The sequence below is a fragment of the Streptomyces sp. NPDC027185 genome (genome assembly GCF_055567035.1).
In genome coordinates this window covers 1-20,180 of sequence record NZ_JBVHRF010000003.1, presented here as the reverse complement: position 1 = coordinate 20,180, position 20,180 = coordinate 1, and the positions used below count along the sequence as shown (strand labels likewise).

Genomic DNA, 20,180 nt, shown 5'->3' with positions numbered 1-20,180 from the left:
CCCGGTGCCCGGCCGTGCCCGGGTCACCGGTGCGTCCTGGCCGACGGGCCGTCAGGCCGCTGATGGGGGTGGGCCGGTCCGGCCCCCGGTACGTAGGTGGCCCAGCCTCCGGGGCCTTCGCCGGTCACCGGCAGGCGGGTGTCGGGGTGGGCGGCGTGCGGGGCGGCCAGGTCCCAGCGGACCGTTCCGGTGGCCGCGTGCACGGTGACGCCGGTGAGGTCGGCGAGCCGCCGGCCGAACCGGTCGCCGGGCACGGGCGGCCCGTCCTGGCCGAACGCCAGCCGGTCGACGGCCAGCCGCAGCGGGGTACGCCCGTCCCACCCCGCCGCGCGCAGCACCTGCAGCAGCGCCTCGGGACCGGCCGCGACGGTGAGACCGGCGGTGCCCACGACGCCGGGGGCCGACGCGGCCAGCCGCAGGTGTACCGCGTCCGGCACGCCGTGGCCGGCCACCAGGAACTCGCCCGGCGCGGCGGCCTCCCGCCAGGCGGCGGGGAGCGGCATGTGCTCCTGGGTGGGCAGCGCCAGTCCGCCGGGGAACGGTTCGGTCCGGACGTCGCCGGGCACCGCCCGCAGCCGTGTGAGGTGTTCCACCGGGAACGAAGCGGCCGGTACCAGCGCGCCGTAGGAGTTCGTGGCGAACCGGGGGCCCACGGCGTCGGGCCGCCCGGCGACGAGATGCCAGGTGCCCGGCCGGCCGTCGGCGTCCGCCACGACCACCTCGCCGGTCGCGTCGATGCGGTACGCCGCCGCGCCGCCGGACGGCGCCGGGACGTACACATCGGCGCCCAGTGCGGTGGCGAGTGCGCGCACCCGCCGGTGGAAGGTCTCCCGCGCCGCGGCGGGCAGCGGCTCCCCGTGGGCGACGGTGGCGTCCGCGCGCCCGGTGAACCGCCCGAGAAGCTGGATGTCCTCGGTGCCCTCCCAGGGCCCGGCGAAGTCGGGCGGCCCCATCTCCGGCCGCGCCGCGGGCCGCCCCGGACCGCTCGCCGCCGGGCCCGCGGGGGTGCCGGAGGCGTCGGGGACGTCCGGCCGGCCCCGCAGGCGGAAGGCCAGCTCGTCGACGGAGAGAGTGCGGACCCGGCCGTCCTCGGCCAGCTCCGCGAACTCACCGTCGTACGCGACGACCACGTCCACCGGCAGCAGCTCCGGATGGCTCACGATGTCGAAAGCGGCGGGCGTGAGCCCCAGCCGCCCGCCGTGCGCACCGAGCGAGGCAAGATCGGCGACACCGCCGTGGCGGGTGGCCCCTGGCAGTATCAGGCCGGATTCCCCGGCGGGCCGGGGGGCGTCGTCGGGCCCGCTCACGCTCCCGCCTGCTCCGCGCGGGGCGGTAGCGGCCGGGGCGGTGGCCGGTTCCTCACCCGCCGACAGGCCGGCGGACACCGGCCGCTCCCCCGACGGGACGTAGGTGACCCAGTGGACCCGGGCCGCGTCTTCGTCCCCCAGCTGCTCCGCCAAGGGCAGCTTCGCCCCTACCGACGAGTCGTGGACGGCCGCGTCCCAGTCCACCTGTCCGGTGGGGGCGTGCACGGTGACACCGGCCAGGTCCGCCAGTTGCTGTCCGAAACGGGGGCCCGGTACCCACTCGTCGTGCTTGCGCGACAGATCGTCCGCGAACGCCAGTCGGTCGACGGCAAGACGCAGCTCCGTACGGCCGTCCCATCCGGACCCGGGCCGACGCAACACCTCCAGCAGCGGCTGCGGCCCGGCGGGTACCCGGCGGTCGCTGCCCGGAAGTACCAGGTCGACCCGGTCCCGGCCCCCGGAGGCCACCACCAAGAACTCGCCCGGGACGGCGCACCGCTCCCACACTTCCGGGTCGGGCAGCTTGAGGGTACCGGCCAGCCGTGGCCGGACCGCACCGGTGGCGGAGTCGGGACCGCGGTACAGGGCGAGGCCACCGGCGAACGGTTCCGTGCGGACGTCGGCCGGACCGGCGCCCAGCCGTGCCAGTTCGTCGGTCCGCAGATCTGCGGCAGGCACCAGGGCCCCATAGGTGTTGGTCGCGAACCGCGGCGGGGTGTCCTCCCGTGCGGCGGCCCGCTGCCAGGCGCCCACCGCTCCGTCGACGCCCCGGGCGAGCACCTCGCCCGTCTGCATCAGCAGAGCCGGCAGCGAGGCCGTCTCCCCGCCGCTCACCGGGAAGTACACGTCCTGGCCCAGTTCCCGGGCCAGCTCCGCCATCCGGCGGGCGAGCCTCCGCGCGGCTTCCCCTCCGATCCCCAGCATCTGGAAAACGACCTCGCCGTCCTGCCGCACCTGGAAGCGCGCCAAAAACTGCACATCGGCGCCGGACACAAACTGCGGCAGGCTGCGCAGGTGCCGCGCCAGCGCGGCCGGCGTGACGGTGACCGGGGTGCCGTCGAACCGGAGCGTCGCCAGGTTCCCGTCATGGCGCACCATCATGTCCAGCGCCTGCAGCCCCACGTAGGACCGGAGGCGGAACGGGTCGTCGCCGACCGGGGAGCTGTGCAGGCCGGACGCGCTGATCACAGCGTGGCCGACGGGCGTTTCGTCCTGGACGGCCGCGGAGACCAGGGCCCTCGATTTCGAGACGCGGAAGAACCCTTCCAGAGCCTGGTCCGGCACGAGGGCGCCCCGCTCGTCCGTCACCAGCATCGCGGGCAGCGGCTCCGCCCCCATGTGTACGAGCGTGCCGTCGAACGGGCCGTCGGGACTCTCGACGAGCTCCGCGCCCCGGTCCTCCTCCCCGGGGCCGCGCAGCCGCACCCACTGTCCGGGCAGCTCGGGATTCTCCCTGGACCGGAGAACGAAGACGTCCGGAGCGTCGGAGCCGGGCCTCCCCCCGGACAGGCCGACGCGGGAGCCGGGTTCCGGCACGTACAGCTGGACCGGGTGGTCCCCGGTGCGGCCCGGGGCCGCTTCCAGGAAGCTCCGCAGACCAGGCTCCCCCGGGCGGCCCTGGACCCACTCCAGGAACCGGTCGTAGCGGGGGCCCCGCTCGGGCGTGTCCGTCAGCAGCCGCACCGGCTGCCCGCGCCAGGCACCCGCCACCCCGCCGTCCGGCAGCGGCTCGGCGAACGCGACACGTCGGGTCAGCACCTCCACCACCTCCTGGGGGGTGGCCTCGCGCTCGGCGCCGTCCACCCGGCGGACGAGGGGGGCGCCGGTCTGTTCGGAGAGGCTCAGGGACACGTCGTAGGTCCAGGAGTGCGCCGGGGGTTCCTCGGTGCGGTACGGCATCAGCGTGATGCCGCCCGGAGTGGGGGCGAACGCCGGGCGCTCGTCGGCCGGCACCAGGCGCCCGTAAGGGTCACCGGTGAAGTCGGGCAGACCGTGGTGGGTGCCGTCGGGCGGATCGACGCGCCGCCACCCGGAGAGCGCGTCCTCATCGGCGACGACGGTCATGTCCCGGCGCGCTGCCGCCGTTCCTCCCCGGAACAGCGGGAGCGCGGCACCGCCCCTGGCCGGCAGGTACACCGGAACTCCCAGCTCTGCCGCGACCCCGACAGCCAGCTCGGTATCACGGTCCGGGAGCCGGGCGTCCTCGCGAAGCTCCCCCGTCCACGCCAGTTGGAGCGCCCGTGTCCGGTCCCAGCCGTACGCCCGCACCCAGTCGGCGACCTCCCGCGCTGTCGCCGGACGCGGTTGTCCGGGCAACCGCAGCCCACCCTGGGGGGCACGGTACAGATTCGCCAGGAACAGCTCGCCGGGGCGGTCCGCCAGCCGTCCGCGCCACGCGACGACGTGGAAAATCACCTGCGAGGCGATCTGCTGGAAAGTCGGCTCCCCGTGCCACTCCGGGAGGGTCACCGACACCGCCCCCGGCATCTGGAGCGTGCCGGGCAACGCCCCGCCGCCGACGTCCCAGCGGTACCGGTACCCCTCGGGGAGCGGTACGGCCACGTCGACGCGGCCGAGTCCGCCGCGTGTCCAGATCTGGTCCTCGGAGAAGCCCACTCCCCGGCCGAGGTACCGGGCCAGGTCGTACACCCAGGCGGTGAGGCCGGCGGCACGGGCGGCGTCCCCGAGGGGCCTGCCGGGGTCCGCGGTGGTCCTGGCGAGGATGATCGGCCACCCCTGGGGTACGCCGTCCGGCCACAGCGCCCGCACCAGTTGCTCGGGGGACACGGGGAGCAGTTCCCTGAACCAGGTGACCAGCGCGGGGCGGCCCGCGTGGTCCACGTCGAGCCCCACGAAGAAGGTGCCCTCGGCGGGGACGGGGAAGTCGATCTCCTGGCCGGCGTTCCTCCGCAAGGACCAGTACCCGTCCGGCGTCGTCTCGGTGTCCACGTCGGCGCGGGACCACTGACCACCGTGGACATCGGTGAAGTCGGCTTCCGGCGCCAGCAGCTGACCGGCCTCGCCGGTGCGGAACCCGTCCGCCGTCCCGCCGTCCGGCACCGCCACCCGCCAGGTGGCGCCTTCGGCGGTGACCAGCAGATCCGCGGGCTCCGAGCCGACCCGGACGGAGGTCTCGGGCGACGGGAACACGACCGTACGGCCCGTCAGCCGGGCCAGGTCGCGGGCGCCTGCGGCGAACTGCGGAAACACCTCGGCGAAAATGGGGCCGGGCCCGTGGATCTGGACGACCGGCGCCTCGTGCTGGGCGAGCTCCTCGCTCAACTGCTCAGGAGATACGGGCACGAAACTCTCGTCGCTGCCGTACCGGAGGAACTCGCCCCGTCCTCCGGCCGCGAGGAAGACGACACTCCGGTCGCTGCGGACCGGGGGGATGCCGATCCCCCCGGCCGCGAGGCGCGCTTCGAGCGGGTGGTCGGGCAGACCCGTCAGCACCGTCGGCCAGTCCCGCCGCGCGCGGCCCCGGGCGTCGGTGGGGAAGAAGAACTCGGGTACGCCGCCGGTGCCGTTCACCATCTTCCACAGGTGCCCCTCGGGCACGGTCAGCTCTCCCCCGTCGACCAGGACGCGGACGCCCGGCGGCGGGAGCAGGACGATCCGCTCCGTCCGACGCGCCAACTCCTCGACGTGCCGGACGAACTCTTCGTACACGTGGGGCGGGACGCCCTCGGGGAGATACATCCGGAGCGGCTCATCGGGGAGGTCACCGGCCCCGGCCAGCGCGATCTCGTCGCGCACGGTGTCCGGCGTGACGGCCTCGGCGTCCCCGAGGCGGGTGATCTCGCCTCGCGGGCCCGCGGCGGCCACCATGACGAGGGCGTCCGTCGCGGCGGGCAGGGCGTGGCCCCGTTCCGTGAGGTGGCCGGTGAGCTGTGCGAGGTTCGCGCCCTCCCGGAACATCAGCGTCAGCGGCCGGGGGTTCGCCAGGCCCCAGTCCGGGCCGTCGGTGACCGGCCCGACCGCGCGCACGGCTCCCCCCTCGATGACCGTCGCCCGGCCGGCTCCGGGGAACGCCACCGGGCGGTTCAGGAACTCCGCGAGCCGGGACGCTTCCCGGGCCAGGACCCCATGGGCCTGCGGTGCGAGCGGCCCCGCGGCCGGCAGATGGAGGCGGATCAGGCCGACCCGCCGGGGGCCGCCGGCCTGACCTTTCTCGGCCTCCGCGAACAGGGCGCGCAGAGCCTCGCCTTCCGGCAGGGCCATGTTCCCCGCCCTGTTCTCCCACCCGTGTGCCACGCCGAGGTTCTCCTCCTCGACGCGCAGCAGCAGCCCGTACCCGTCCGGGATGCGCAGCCGCCCCTCCCGGGTGAGGACACCGGTCAGTACCAGTTCCCGGCGGGCGGGGCTGTTGACGAGGAAGTGGTCCTGCAGGCCGAGGCCGATCGGTGCCCGGTCGGCGATCTGCCCCACGGACCCGTCGTTCCCCACCCGGTGGCTGCGGTGGACCGGTGTGTCGGGAAGGAGTTCGCGCCAGGGTCCGGGGGCGGGGCCGTCGGGCGGCGACAGCTCTCCCCAGCCGTCGACGTGCAGGTCGTGGACGTCGGGCCGGTACCACACGGGGCGCCGGGTGAGGTGGGCGATCCGCTGGAGGTGCTCGGTGACGCGCTGCGTGTTCCACTCGGCGTGGCCGGGCAGCACGAACCGCAGGATCGCGGTCCGCGCGTACGCCTCGGGGTCGTCGTGGACGAGTGCCCTGGCGATCTCCACCGCGTTCCACTCCGTCTGACCGGCGTTCGGCAGCCAGGCACCCAGGTGGCCGTCCTGCGACACCATCGCCACGACCATCATCGCGGCCGGTTCCGCGGGAATCCTCGCCAGAAAGTTCACGGTCCCGGACGCCGTGCCGAACGCGACGTGCCCGTTGACCCTGCGGACGAACGACAACGGCCCCCTGGCGCCGGGGGCGGCGCCACGGTCCATCCCGCCGGGCAGGCCCGGTTCCCGGGTCATGCCCAGTTGCCCGGCCAGGGCGTCGACCTGGGCGGCGTCGCCGCCGGCCGCCGCCAGCGCTTCGGCGAGCCGGGCCGGTGCCCCGCGCTGGAGGCTGCGCAGTTCCTCGGCGGCGGCGTCCCGGCCGAGGACGATCCGCGGGCGCCACGGCAGGGCCGGGCCGTCGGCGGGGGCGGGCCCGGCAGGCTGCCGGGGGCTCTCCCCCGGCGCGGGCGCACCGTCGTGGGCGCCGCCGAGGACCCCGGCGATCGTCTCCGGTGCGGCCGGGCGGGGCTCCCTGGGGTCCGCCGCGCCGCTCAGCACCGCCGAGATCAGATCGCGGGGGACCGGCCGCGGCTCCTGGGGCCGGTCCGTGGCGCCGGGCACCGGCCGGATGTCCGGTGGCCGCGGGGCGGGGTCGTCGCCGCGCAGTACCCGCGACAGCGCGCTGTCCCCGGAGGCGGGCCGACCGGGGTCGCGGGGCGGTGTGCCGGGCCGGAGGGCGGGCGCGAAGCTGTCGGCGAGGGCGTGGGCCGCCTCGTCGCCGTGGCGGTGCAGGACGTGGGCGACCTGGCGGAGCCGGACGGCCTGGTCGCCCGGCGCGTCGAGGTCGAGCGCCTGGTCCGGGACGTTGATGCCGCGGTCGGCGAGGAGATCCCTGGCAGCGCCCATGACCTGCGCGTACTTCCCCTCGGGGAGCTTGCCGAGCGCCTTCAGGCCGCGGGCGACGTTCGCCGGGCTGATGTCGATGTGCTGCTCGGCGGGGGCCGCCCGGTCCGGGGTGTCCGGGCCCGGGTCACGGCCGGGGCCGGGTGTGCCGGTGAGCGGGGCGTCGGCGGGGCGGGGTGCGGTGGCCGGGTCCGGCTCCGTGCCGGGTGGCGGGTCGGCGGGCTCCGGCGTCGTCCCGGGATCGCGGGTGCCGGTGGTCGCGTCCGCCTCGAAGAGCCGCGCCTGTCCGGGGTCCACCAGCAGTTCCACGGAGTCCCTGAGCCGGAAGGTGAAGGAACCGTCCGGGCGGGTACCCGCGGCGGGCCGCCCGGACGTTTCGAGAGTGAGGGTGTAGGCGATGCCCGCGCGGACGTGCAGATACTCCCGCTTCGCCCGTTCGACGAACCGGTGCGGGCCGAGGAGGGCGTGGGTGGTGACGCTGCCCGCGGCGGCGCGCGTCGAGGTCCGGCCGGCGCTCGGGGCTCCGGTCAGGCTCGCCCCTCCGGCCTCTCCGGTGGCCGTCGCGTCGCCGGTGGTGCCCGCGGTCCGGCCGGTGCCGGTACCGCTGACCTGGCGGCTGCGGCCGTTGTCCTCCAGGCCGTGCTCGACCGTGACCCGGCCGAGCGGGGTGGCGTCGAAGAGTTCGGCGCGCACCGTGAGGTGACCGTGGGTGTCGCTGACGACGCCGTCGCGGATGAATCCCGGCGGGCGGAATCCCTCCGGCGCCAGCGTCCGGTCGAAGAATCCGCTGAGGAAGGGGGACGACAGGGCGTTGCGCAGGGCCTCCTCTGAGACCGTGCCCCACTCCGTCAGCAGTCCGGCGCCGCTGGGGCGGAGGCGGGAGAGCAGCCCGCCGCCGGACTCGCCGCGGAGCGCGCCGAGGAACTGCTCGTACATCTCACGGACCGACAGGTCGTCCAGTGCCTTGAGGACGAGGCGGCGCTCGTGCACCGCGCGCGGGAGGTCCGCCGCGGGAAGCGGGAACGGCCGCACCGGATTGGTGTCCGCGGCGCCGGTCAGCCGTTCCACGGCGGGGCGGGCCGGGCGGGCGAGGGGTCCGGTGTCGGTGTCCAGGGCCTGCGCCACCGCGACGTACTGCTTCAGCGTCACCTCGCGGACGTCGTCCGGGTGCGGGTCGCCGGCGCGGTGGTAGGCGCTCCGCACCCGGTCGGGCACCCCGCCGAGGACGGTGTTGAGCAGCAGGGGCACCGGCTGGACGACGCGTTTGACGGCCAGCGTGACGCGCAGGTGGCCGGTGTAGAGCTGGGCGCCCGGCGGGAAGGTGACCCTGTCGACGAGGGTGCGGCCCTCGTACAGCTTCCAGGAGGTGCTGCGGGACTCGCCCCGGGTGTACGTCAGGTTGCCGCCCGGCTCGGTGACCCGGCCGGACTCCGGGGGCTTGCCGGTGCCGCCGAGGTGCGCGGAGAGTTCCTTGGCGCGGGTGGCGCTCTCGCTGGTGACCGCCCAGTCGAAGGTGTTGAGGTAGCGGCCGACGGACATGGCGGCGTCCGTCTCGACATGCGTCAGCTCGCCGACGGGTACCGCCGTCACCTCCACGAAGTACGGGCCGTCGGCGCCCAGCGGGTTCAGCCGCAGGCCGGTGCCGAGCATCCGCCGGACGGCGCCCAGCAGCGACGTCGGGCTGAGCATCTGGTGCAGCGATTCCACCAGCGCGCTCTCGGCCCGCAGCGGGACCCGGGAGTCGGCGGCGTCCCCCATCAGCTTCGCGAAGGCCGGGTGGCGGCGCAGCAGCCCCACCACGGCGTCGACCAGCGGATTGTCGCCCGGCGCGCGCTCGTCGCCCGGATGGCGGGCGGGGTCGTCGAACCGCAGGGCGTACGGCACCTGGGAGAGCAGTGTGGTCCGGGCGTCGAGGGTCGGGCGGGCCTCGGCGCCGTCCGCCGGGGTCCGCGGGACGCGGCGGAGGAACTCCAGCGCGTCCGGCACCTTGACGCTGCCGCGCTCGTGCACCAGCTGCCGGGACGAGCCGAAGACCCCGAGGTCCCAGGTGCGCCGGTGTTCCACCTCCACCGTGTAGACGACGTCCGCGAAGTGGTGGCGGTGCGGGGCGGCGCCGGTCTCGGTGAGGCCGCCGGAGGTGACCTTCTGGAGGCGGGACGTCCCCACCGCGCCGCCGCGGCTGTAGTTCCCGGCGACGCCGGCGGACGGGGCGTAGCGCCACGGCAGCCCCACGCCGATGCCGGCGCCGGCCTTGTAGGTGTGGTTCGCGCCGGCCGCCATCCCCTCGGTGATCTGCGGGGTGGACTCGTGGAGGGACATCCTTGTCGCGGACACTTCGCCGGGGGCGGTCCAGGAGGTGCCGAGTGCGGCGCGGATGCGGACGACGAGACCGTGTTCGCGCAGCGTCCGGCTGTCCCGGAACAGTTCGGTGTGGACGGCGCCGTCGCCGATACCGCGCTGGAAGAGCGCCATCAGGCGTTCGGCGTCGGTGAGCCGGTCGACCACCGAGGCGAGGTCGTCGGCGGGGAAGGAGGCGATCCGGGTCAGTATCCCGGTGAGCAGTTCGGCGACCTCGGGCGCGCTGTTGACGCTCAGGAGGAGGTCGTCGGGGCCCAGCCGTTCCCGCTCCTGGCCGGTACCGAACTCCCGCCGGTCGGCGGCGAATTCGGCCCGGCGCGGGCCGGGGCCCAGTGCCCGGGTGGCGAAGAGCAGGCTCTCCGGCGCCCAGAACCGCACCTCGCCGCCGTCGACGGAGGCGTGGCGGGTGGTGACCGCGCGGCCCGCGGCGGCCGCTGCCCGGGTGTGCTGCGGCGGGTGGCCGGTGGCGGAGGGGTGCGGGCCGGTCCGCCCCCGGGGCCCGACGGTGACCGTGATGTCGAAGGCGGCGGCGTACGCGAGCCCTCTGCTGGGGCCGGTGATCGCGGGACTGGTGGTGGTGAAGACGAAGTCGGAGCTGGCCAGGGAGTGGGTGACGGACTGTGAGTAGCCGACGCCGGCGGAGAGGTCGACGGCCGCCCGGTTGGCGAGCTTCGCCGACACCTCGGCGCTGACGCGCTGGGTCCGCGTGAGCGTCCCGCCGTGTTCGACGGAGTGCGCCATCGCCTTGTGCAGCTTGACGGTGCGGTCCTCGCGGACGTCGGAGGACAGCAGCGCATCGGGGTCGAACCGGCCGGTGACGGTGACGGCGGCGCTCCTTCCGCTCGGCAGTTCCAGGAGGCGCCGCAGCCCCCGGGGCGTGAAGAGTTTCCCGCCGTGCACGCTCAGCCCGGCGAGGGAGAAGTCGGGCGCCAGCTGCCGGTGCAGATGGTGCAGTTCCAGCGGGGTGACCCGGCTGCCGTGTTCCTCCCATGCCGCGACGATCAGCTCCAGCGCCTTGACCTGCACCTGGCGTACGGAGCCGGAGAGTTCGACGTGGGTGGGGCCGGCGCCCCGGTGGTCGCGGACCGCCGGCGGCAGCAGGGCCTCGGGCCGCGCGGACGGCGGGTGTTCCGGGCCGGACGGCGCGGACGGCGGACGTTCCGGGCCGGACGGCGCGGCGCGGAGCGCGGCCTCGAACGCGGGGGCGTCCGCCAGGGGCAGCCGCAGGTGGACGGTGCCCGGGTGGGTGACCTCTCCGGTGGCGCCCTTCAGGTTCGACCACAGCTGCGCGACGAGGGTGACGCCCAGTTCGTAGACGACGGACGGGCCCGTGGTGTTGAGCTGCTGCCAGGTCGCGGGGCCCTGGTCCAGCTCCAGGCTCCGGGCGGTGGATCCGCCGGTGTGGAAGTCGAGTTGGGCCTTGACGGTCGCGACGGAGGAGATACTGCCGCCGGCCTTCGCGGCGAAGCCGCCTTCCGCGGCGTTCGCCCCGGACCGGGCGGCGACGGCGAAGTGCAGGGTGCGGTGCTGGACGGAGACCGTGCCGTCGTCGATCCGCGTGTGTTCGACGCGCCGTGCGGAGACGAGGTGGGCCCGGACGGCGATGCCCACCTCTCGCGCGCCGCCGCTCAGCGGGAACGTCTCGGAGGCATGGCCGATGCCGGAGTGGTGGATGATCCCGTACAGCTGGACGCGTTCGCTCAGGAAGCGGCGCAGCCGCCAGGCGGCTTCGGAGCCACGGGTGAGCGCGGTGGCGTCCGGGGGGCCGTCGGGGCCGCGGTGGGCCCGGTCGAGATGGTCGAGCACCCGAGCGTGGAGCCCTTCCAGACCGTCGAGGGCCTCGGGGGCGGCCAGGTGCGTCCACATCACGTCGTCGAACCGGCGCTGGTCGGCGGCGGTGCGGGGCCCGTCGCCGGTCAGGACGTACGTGTCCCGGGGGCGTGGACGGAGCGGCCGACCGTCGTGGACGGGGACCTCGGGCACGAGCGACCCGGCCGCCTCGATCCGTACGTCGAACGGGGCGGAGCGCACGGCGGTGGCGGGGGGCGGGGCCGTGGCCGGTGGTGCCGGTGTGCCGGTGGCTTCGCGGCGGACCGTGACCTCGGCCCGTGCGCCGGGGAAGGTGAAGTGGACGGCGTCGCCGGCCGGCGGGGTGAGCCGGGCCGTGCCGATGGACATGTCACCGCTGCCGACGGTGGTGGTGCGGCTGCCCGAGAAGGGGATACCGATGGTCGGGGCGAACGAGGCCGGCGGCAGGACATCGGTGACCGAACCCGCGACCTTCCAGGTGACCGCCTTGCTGCGGGTGCCGGAGACCCGGAAGTCGTACTCCGGGTCCCAGGACCTCCCCAGCCGCTCCGCCTTCGCGGCGTCCTCCGTCGCCGGGCGGGTCTCCCGGACGGTGTCCCGGTCCGCCGGCAGCAGCAGTTGTGCGTGGACGCGGTAGTGCCCGCCGTCCGGCAGCGAGGCGGTGACCTCGTAACCGCCGTGGGCGAGCCAGTCGCCGAACTCCTCGTCCCCCACCGCCCGCCGTACCACGTCGAACCGGTTCAGCGCCTGCCCGACGACGGACTCCGGGTGGCCGCCCTGCCGGACCGCGCCGGCCAGCGCGCCGGCCAGCCGCTCGTACACCGCCCCGGTGTCCATCAGCCGGATCGCGGTCCCGAACCGGCCCGCCACCGCGAGACCCGCGGGCAGCCCGCGCGTCCGGGAGGCGCCGGACCCGGCCGGAGGTGCTCCGTCGCTCGTGGCAGCGGGCGCTCCGGGCGTCCGGGGGGACGTCTCGTGCGGGGGCGCGGCGCCCTCGGAGCCGTGAGACGCCGGCTGTGCGCCGGAGTCATCCGGCGCCGGCCGGTCCTCGGAGCCGCGGGGCACCGGCCGGTCCTCGGAGCCGTGCGCGGGCGCGTCGTGCGGCGCCGGAGGGTCTTCCGGGACACGGGAAGGCGTCTCGTGCGAGGGCACGGCGTCCTCGGAGCCGTCACGTACCGGCCGGTCCCCGGGGTCGCGGGAAGGCGCGGGCCGCGGCGGCTCGGGGGACGTCCCGCGGGGAGCGCCGGTGGGCGTGGGCGGCGTCTCCTGGGGTGGCGCGCCGTGGGGCGCCGCGGGGTCCTCCGTACGGGACACCGCGGCGAACTCGTCCCGCGGGGGCGGTGCGTCGGCGGGGGCGCCGGACCGGTCGCCGGGGGCGGCGGGGTGCGGCGCGGCGGCGGGCGGCGGGGAGCCCCCCGGAAGCTGCTCCTCGATACGGGACGTGGCCGTTGCCCGGCCCGGGGTGTAGTCGTGCCACACCGGCGTCCGTCCTTCGGGGCCGTCCGCGGTGGTGGGGCGCAGGCCGTCGGGTGTGCCGGCGCGGCCGGGGGACCAGGCGCCCTCGGCGACGCGGAGGGTGAGGCCGTGGGTGTCGGCGAGGCGTTGGAAGGCGTCGTGGGCGACGGCGGCGGCGAGGTCGGCGCCGGGACGGCCGGGCAGGGCGGCGTCCGCGGCCGGGTGGGCGACGAGCAGCCTGACCCGCGCTGCCGTGCCGGGCCACGCGGAGAGCCGGCCGAGCACCTGGTCCAGGGCGGTCCGGGTGCCGGGCGCCGCGGGGTCGACGGTGACGACCACGACCGGGCCCTCCGCGGACGGTGCGAGGGCGTGGATGTCGGCCGCGGCGGGCATGCCGGGGTGAGCGGTGGCCGGGTCGGCCGCCGCGTCGATCCACAGACCGGCCGCCACGGACTGCAGCCGGGCGCCCGTGACGGGGACGGCGGCCGCGTCCTCGGTCGCCCCGTGCCAGGCGAGCGGCGGGAACACCGCCCCCTCCGACGCCGCGGCCCGCCCCGGGCGGAACCGCTGCCAGTGCCCGCCGTCGGGCCGGGTGACCTGGGACGCCCCGCCCTCCAGGACGGCGATGCGGCCGTCGGGGGCCGTGATGTCAACCTGGTAGCGGTCGGCCAGGTCCTGGAGGAAGCCGCGGCCCCGCTCACCGGTGGCGAGGGCCGCGCCGTCCCAGGCGAGCCGCAGCGCGCGGGTGCCGGGCAGGGCGGCCAGATCGCGCACCGTGTCCTCGACCCGTCGGCGGATCTCGGGCGTGTGGAGATCGCCGTGGCCCGCGACGGTGACGCGGCCGGGGTCGGGCAGCAGCCGGGCGGCGTCGAAGGACCCGGCGGTGGCCGGGCCGGTCAGGACCAGGCCCGCCGGGATCCGCTCCAGCCCCTCGGGGGTGCCGTACCGGGTGGCCGTGGTGAGGATCTGGTCCCAGGCGGGCGAGGGGAAGAGGGCGCCGACCGGTTCGGCGGTCAGGTCCGGACGCGGCACGGCCCCGTCGCCGGGCACCGACGGCTCCTCGGTACGGGTGACGCGCTGCCACTGGCCCGCGCCCGCCCCACCGGATTCCGGGGCGCCGTGCTCGGGCGGCAGTACGTGGGCGTAACCGGTTGCGGTGAGCTGGACGGGCCCGTCGGCGGCGATCACCTCGCGGATGCCGGGGACCGAACGCAGCAGGCTCGCGGCGTGGTCGAGGCCGCGTTCCGGCATCACCAGCCGCAGGCTCTCGCGGGCGCCGGGCGGCAGCGCGTCGACGAGTGCGGGCAAGGAGCGTGCCGCGGCGGCGTCCGGCGCGATCACGGTGAGGCGCTGCGGGTCCGGTGCCAGGGACCGCAGCATCGCCGCGACCTCGGGCCGTTCGAACAACCCGGGGGCACCGGCCGGGTCGCGGAGCGCGATGCCCGCCGGTATCCGTTCGGCCCGTACCGCGCCCAGCCGCTCCGCGGCACCGGCGGGCAGCCCGTTCCCGTCGTCGTGCGCCTGAAGCGCCCGCTCCCAGGCGGGGGCGTCGAGCACCGCCCCGGCGACCCGGGTACGCACCGGCCCCGGAGGCGGCGGCCCGTCGTGGGTCCGCTCCCCCGGTACGGGGGCCGCGGGGCCCGGGTCCGGCGGCGGGGTGCGGTCCGCGGGGGACGTGTGCGGGGCGGGGGCGTCCGGCCGCGCCGCGGGGGCGTTGCCCTCGGCGGGAGCGGAGGGCGACGCCCCGGTGGACGGGTGGCCGGGAGCCCCGGTGGCGGGGGCCGGGGTTTCCGTGGTCCGGGGGCCGGCGGCCGGCGGCTCGGTGGTGGGCCGGTGAGCGGGGGCCGGCGCCTCCGCTCCGGACAGTCCGGTGGCGTGGCGGCCGGAGGGGGCGGGCAGCGTCCCGCCCTCCGGCGTGCCGCCGGCCCGGCCACCGGGTGCGGGGGCCCCGGCGGCCTGGAGGTGCGCGCTCCCCTGCCCGGCGCCCGGGGCCCCGGCGGTCCGCTGTCCGGCGCCCGCGGCTCCGCCCACCGGTTCCGTCGCCGCACCGGCCGTCGCCGTGCCACGGGGCGCCGGGGCGCCGGCGTCCGCCGCCCGCTCGCGGGACGCGCCCGCGCCCGCGGCTTCCGCGCCGCGTACCTCGGCCCAGGCCGTACCCGTACGGCCCGTGGCCGGGGAACCTGCCCCGGCCACCTGCTGGGAGGCGGGCAGCGGTCCCGTCCGGCCCTCGGCGGCTCCCGGCATCCGGGGCGCCGGCGGCACCGTCCGCTCGGCGGTGACGGGGTGTCCGGCGGACGGTGCGGCGGCGGACGGCGAGGCCGGGGCGGGGGCCCGGTGCCCGGCCTCCTCGGCCGGCGGGGAGAACGTCGTCCAGCGGCCGCCGGCGGCGTCCCCGTGCCCGCTCCCGGTGACGAAGAGCGCGCCGTCGGCGCCGGCGAGCACCGGTCCGGACGGCACCTGCACCTCCACCTGATGCCGTGTCACGAACGCGTGCAGGGCCGGGATCTCGGCCTCGGTGACGGGTGTGGCCAGGACCACCCGGTCCGGCAGCCGCGTCGGTGCGTCCGGCGCCGCCGCCATCTCCTGCCAGGTGGACTCCAGATGCGCCACCCCGCTCCCCGCGGGCAGTTCGGGGGTGCCGACGACCATGCGGGGCAGGCCGTCGGCCGTGCCCATGGTCCGTACGGCGGAGGAGAACGCGGCGTCGGACACGGCGCTGCCCGCGTCCTGCGGGCGGGCCCAGAAATTGCCCTGCGGGGTGATCTCCACCCGTGTCGCGCCGGGCAGCGAGAAGCCCCGGCCCGCGTCCTGGACGTGTTCGAAGGGGGTGAAACGGGCGGCGTCGGGGAGGGCGGAGAGGCGGGCGAGGGAGGCCGCGAGGCCGGCGGGCGCGCCGACGGGGTGGGCGCCGCCGATACGCCGGGCGAGCCCGCCGGCCATACCCGCCGTCAGGCCGTCCGCGCCGGTGTGGGTCTTGCCGCCCATCACCGTCGTCCCGGCGGCCATACCGGCGTAGCCGCCCACGCCCGCCTGCACCACCGACTCCGCGAGGCCCGCCGCCACCCGTCCCGCGGTCACCCGCGGGGCGGCCTGCGCGGCCCCTTCCGCCACCTCCCGGGAACCGGCCGACGCGGCCGAACCGGCCACCGTGTCCGCCGCCCGGGAGGTGGCCACCGTCACCTCACGCCCGGCCGCGGCGGCGCCCTCGCCGACGGCCGTGCGGGACAGCGCCGAGGCGGACTGTCCGGCGGCGGCCACCACGTCCCGCGTCCCGCCCGCCGTGATCGCGCGCTCCGCCGCACGGCCGCCTTCGGACAGCGCCGCCTTCTCCGCGCCCGCCGCGGCTTTCCCCACGCCCCCGGTGATGCCCCGGTACGCCGCGCGGGAGCCGGCGCCGATGGCCGTTCCGACGCCGTGCGCGACCGCGCCCATCAGCGCGCCCATGCCCGCCGAGGTGAGCACCGAGCCCCAGTCGAAGTGGTCGCTGTGCCCCTTGCCCATCACGATGCCCTGGGCCAGTACATCGGCGCCGGCCATGACCAGCGCGCCCAGCCCGGCGGCGATCACCGCCTCCAGGAGGAACCGGCCGACCTGGGAGAGCAGCTCCGAGACGACGATCTCGACACCGGCCAGCCAGACGAGGGAGCCGCCGAGGGTCTCCACCGCGTTGGCCACCGCCCAGGCGATGGACGCCACCAGATACAGGCCGAAGAAGATCGCCTGCAGCTTGGCCTTCTCCACCTGCGCGGCGGTCTCGTGGGCGCCGTCGGCGATCTTCTCGGCGGAGTCCGCGAGCGCCGCCAGCCCCGAATCGTTGAGCAACCGGTCCATCAGCCGGTCGTGCGCCTCGCGCGCCTCACCCTCCCAGCCCCGTACGCCGTTGGGGCCGCCGGCCATCGCCTCGTGCAGCGCGCGGGCGTCCTCCGCGACGGCCCGGTGCACCTGCGACAGGACCCGCAGTTGGTCCTCGTCCGCGGCGGGCCAGACACCGATGAGGTACTTCGCGACCGACCGCACCTCGGGCGGCAAGTTCATCGACACGGTGTGTTACTCCGCGGCGTCGGCGTTGGCCTGGTAGTTCCCGGACGCCTGCCGCACCGCCCGGTGTGCCTGTTCCATCTGTTCGGTGATGGCGTTCAGGCTCTCCTGAAGCTTTTCGGTCGCCGGGCAATACCACTGGGTGAAGGCTTCGGCGTAATCGTCCCCGGCGCCCCACGGTGTGCCGAGCGCGGCGAGGGAATCGCAGAACCGGTCGTGGGCGGCGCGTACCGCTTCCGCGTGATCACGCAATTCCCGGCCGTGGGCGTCCAACGGAGCGGTGTCCACGGACATGTGGTCGGAAGTCATCGACGCCGCCTTTCTGCGGACCGGCCTCCGGACGGCACGGAAATCCGGGCGCACCGTCAGAGGACGGAAAGAGGGAGGGGTGGGGGGAGGGAAAAGGTGAGGAGATCCGGCGGAGCGGGAGCCGGGGCCGGAAACAGCACTTCATCACGGTGCGCCCGGCCGGAAAAAGGGCCCCCGGGCCCAATTCCCGGCGGAAAAGGCCGGGTTCGCGCCGGGTTCGCCGTCCGCGCCTTCGCGGCGAGGAGCAGGCCCTGACCTGGTACGCCGTGGGGGCGCCGGGTCAGTCCTCCTCGTCGTCCGGGTGGGACGCGGGTGCTTCGGTCCGTGGCGAGAAGACGTGGCCCAGCAGGTCTCCGGGCACCAGACGGCCTTCCAGGAGAGCGTCCATGTCCACGCCGGAAGGCGCCATGGGTGTCATGAGTTCCCGCATCTGCGTCATGACCTTCGCCCGTGCGCTGCGGGTGGTTTCCAGAATGAGGTGTTCGAGTTCGGAGCGGGCCATCTTGCGGTAGCCGTCCGAATGGAAGGTGACGCCGGTGGTCTCGCCCTGCGGGCCCACCGTCACGGTCAGCAGCCGTTGCGGTGAGGCCGCCGAGGCGGACATCTCCCGCATTTTCCGCTGTACGGAGGTGAGTTCGTCCATCCGGCCGCGGAGTTTCTTCTGAAGTTCCTCGACGTTCAGGTCGGGAAATCCGCTCAGCCCGGCGAAGGGGTCCATCTGGGTGCTGCCTTTCTCGGATACGTCGGTGGCGGAGGGCGCCGGTCAGCGCTGCGGGCGGCCGATCACTCCGTCGGTGTCCCCTCCCGTGTCGGCGCCCCAGGTGTCCTCGTCCTCCAGCAGCCAGGTGGTGCGCTCACGTTCGGACTCGCCACCGCGCTGGGCGCCCTGGGCACCGGTCATGGGCGGCAGGAACGGCATCCCGCCCATACCGCCGCGCGCCGCGGCACCGGCGGTCCGGCCGGCCAGGGCGCTCTCGGCGGCCGCGGTCCGGGCCGCCTGCGCCTCCGCGGCTGCGGCCCGTCCGGCACCCGCGGTCGCGGTCAGCCCCTTCACCGCCGGATCGTTGCGCAGCAGGTCACCGAACTCCTTCCCGAGCGGCGTCGGCTTGGGGACGCCTTTCGGGGAGGGCCCGATCCCGCCGTCGCCGATGCGCCCGCCGGGCGGACCGGAGGGGACGCCCGGGAACTTGGGCGGCGCGGGCAGCGCGGGCCGGCCCAGCGCGGACCGGTTGCCGGAGGGGCCGGTACCCGGCCGGAAGAGGGGGGCGCGGGGGCTTCCCGCACCGCCCGCCGGCGCACCCGGTCGCGTCGGCATCGTGGGCATCACCGGCATGGCGGGCAGGGCCCCGCCGTCACCCGCCGCAGCGGCGTCCGGGGCGGCGGGGGCGTAGCCGTCGGCGCCCGGCATGGCCGAGGTGTCGAGACCGCCCGCGCCGGAAGGGAATTCCGGGGTGGCGGGCAGGTCCGGGGTGGCGGACAGATCCGGGGTGCCGGACGCGCTCATCGTGCTCATGTCCGGGACGGATCCGGTGCCGTCGCCGCTCCCGGCGGAGGGGAATTCCGGGGTGCCGGGCATCGCCGTGTCCGACGGCCCGTCCGTGCCCGTGGTGCCGGAATCCGTACGGTCCGGCATTCCCGGCATCGAGGGCAGCGAGGACGCCTTCACACCGTCCGGGCCCGTGACCGTTTTCGGCATGCTCGGCATGCTCGGCATTTTCAGATTCGCCGGGGAAGATCCGGCACCGGAGCCGCCGCCGGCGAACTGCACCGCGCCCGGCGCAGGCATGTTCGCCTTCTGTGTGCGGTAGGCCGCGGCGAGTTTGGTGAGCTCCTCCCGCATTCTCTGTTCCATGGGCCCGTTCACAGAGGGGATGTCGGTGAGGTGGAAGTACCACACTCCGCCCTTCTGCTCGACCGGCGGGATCTTGTACTTTCTCTTCCAGGCTTCCCTGCCAGGATCGCCGAGGCCGTCCCACCAGGTGTGCACCGATTCGCAGGCGGTGTGCCACAGATTCATCACCTCCTGCCCGTGCACATCGAGCGCGTCGCCGCTGCTGTTGATGGCGCCGACGTGGCGTTCCAGCGCGGAGGAGTGTTCTCCCAGCACCGTGTCCGCCTGGGTGAGCAGGCCGGAGAAGGAATCCGCCGCCGCACCCGACCAGTATTCTCCGCGGTTCACGTGTTTGTTCAGTTCGGAGAGGAGTGAGCGGGTTCTTCCCATGGCATCGGACATGGCGGTCACCGCGTCGGCCGCCAGATAGAAGGTCTGCGGATCGGGCTTGGTCCAGCTGTCGATGCGGTCCTGCGAATACGGGCGGGCCTGCCCGGTGAAAACCTTACGGATCGCTTTGGCGTCCCAGGTGCTGTAATCCGAATCGGACCGCATCTGCTGCGACTTGGAATTTGCTTCCTCTTCCTTCTGCTTGTCCTTTTCCGCTTCCTTGTCCTTGCCCATGCCCCACGCTCCCCTCTTCTCCACGGGCCGTCCGCCGACAGCCCCTGACCTGTGCCGCGGCGGGCGCGGTCAGACCGGTGCCGGGCCCTTGCCGGCGGCGGGCGGCGCGTCCGCTCCCCCGCCGGCGGCGTCCGGGGCGCCGGCGTCCTTCGCCTGGGAGAGCGCGGACGTGAACGAGCCCACGACCGGGGCGAGGTCGGTGACCAGGTGGGCGTTGAGCTCCTCCGAGGTGCGGTAGCGGCGGGAGACGTCGTCGAGCTTGTCGGCCAGCCGGTGGAGCTGATCGCGGACGGTGACCGCGCTCTGCATGAGTTCGTTGATCCGGCCGTCCCGGCCCGAGCCGACGAATTTCCGCAGGTCCTCGCCGTCGGGGAACCATCCGGCGTGCAGCCCGTTGACGGCCGCGAGCTGGGACTCGGACTCCTCCAACGGCGCCGCGGCCTCCCGCAGCAGACCGGCGAACTTCCTGATCATGTCGGGGGTGACCTTGACGTCGGCCTTACCGCCCGCCCCCGCCGGGCCGGTGGTCCCCTGGGGCGGTGTCTGCTCGGTGGCCACCGGCCGCTGTGTCATGACGTCCCCCGGTGCGGGGGCCTGTGCCGTGCTCATCGTCGTCTCCTCATGGGCCGCGCGCCGTCGCTCCGCACCGGCGCGCGGCCCTGGCGGGCCTGCGGATGCGGCGGGTACGGGGCCGGTCCCCGTACCCGCCGGGGCCGGGGGCCCCGGGCGAATTTGGGTAGCGGTAGGGAGGTTGGGTCCGCGGGCCAAAAGCCCGGCGTCTTTCTTGTCTGTTCTCCTTGTTTTTTTTTCCACTCACTCCCCCCTTGTTCCCT

At 75.6% G+C, this 20,180-nt stretch carries 5 protein-coding genes; all 5 read right to left on the bottom strand.

Annotated elements, in window-relative coordinates:
• Positions 1 to 23 precede the first annotated feature (23 nt).
• The 5 genes from ACZ4M8_RS10530 to ACZ4M8_RS10510 all read right to left on the bottom strand — a co-directional run bounded on the left by ACZ4M8_RS10530 (position 24) and on the right by ACZ4M8_RS10510 (position 19,956).
• Positions 24 to 16,580, bottom strand: a complete 16,557-nt coding sequence (locus tag ACZ4M8_RS10530; RefSeq protein WP_467605403.1) for a WXG100-like domain-containing protein — start codon at positions 16,578 to 16,580, stop codon at positions 24 to 26.
• A gap of 12 nt (positions 16,581 to 16,592) precedes the next feature.
• Positions 16,593 to 16,892 (bottom strand): WXG100 family type VII secretion target, encoded by a 300-nt coding sequence (locus ACZ4M8_RS10525; protein ID WP_467605401.1) that lies wholly within the window; start codon positions 16,890 to 16,892, stop codon positions 16,593 to 16,595.
• Positions 16,893 to 17,172: 280 nt separating this feature from the next.
• Complete coding sequence (locus ACZ4M8_RS10520) at positions 17,173 to 17,610, bottom strand: YbaB/EbfC family nucleoid-associated protein (RefSeq protein WP_467605399.1); 438 nt, start codon at positions 17,608 to 17,610, stop codon at positions 17,173 to 17,175.
• 45 nt (positions 17,611 to 17,655) lie between these two features.
• Positions 17,656 to 19,347 carry a WXG100 family type VII secretion target gene (locus tag ACZ4M8_RS10515; protein WP_467605396.1) on the bottom strand — a complete coding sequence of 564 codons (1,692 nt, stop codon included), beginning with the start codon at positions 19,345 to 19,347 and terminating at the stop codon, positions 17,656 to 17,658.
• 69 nt (positions 19,348 to 19,416) lie between these two features.
• Positions 19,417 to 19,956, bottom strand: coding sequence for a WXG100 family type VII secretion target (locus tag ACZ4M8_RS10510; RefSeq protein WP_467605394.1), 540 nt, complete (start codon positions 19,954 to 19,956; stop codon positions 19,417 to 19,419).
• Between the last annotated feature and the right edge of the window lie 224 nt (positions 19,957 to 20,180).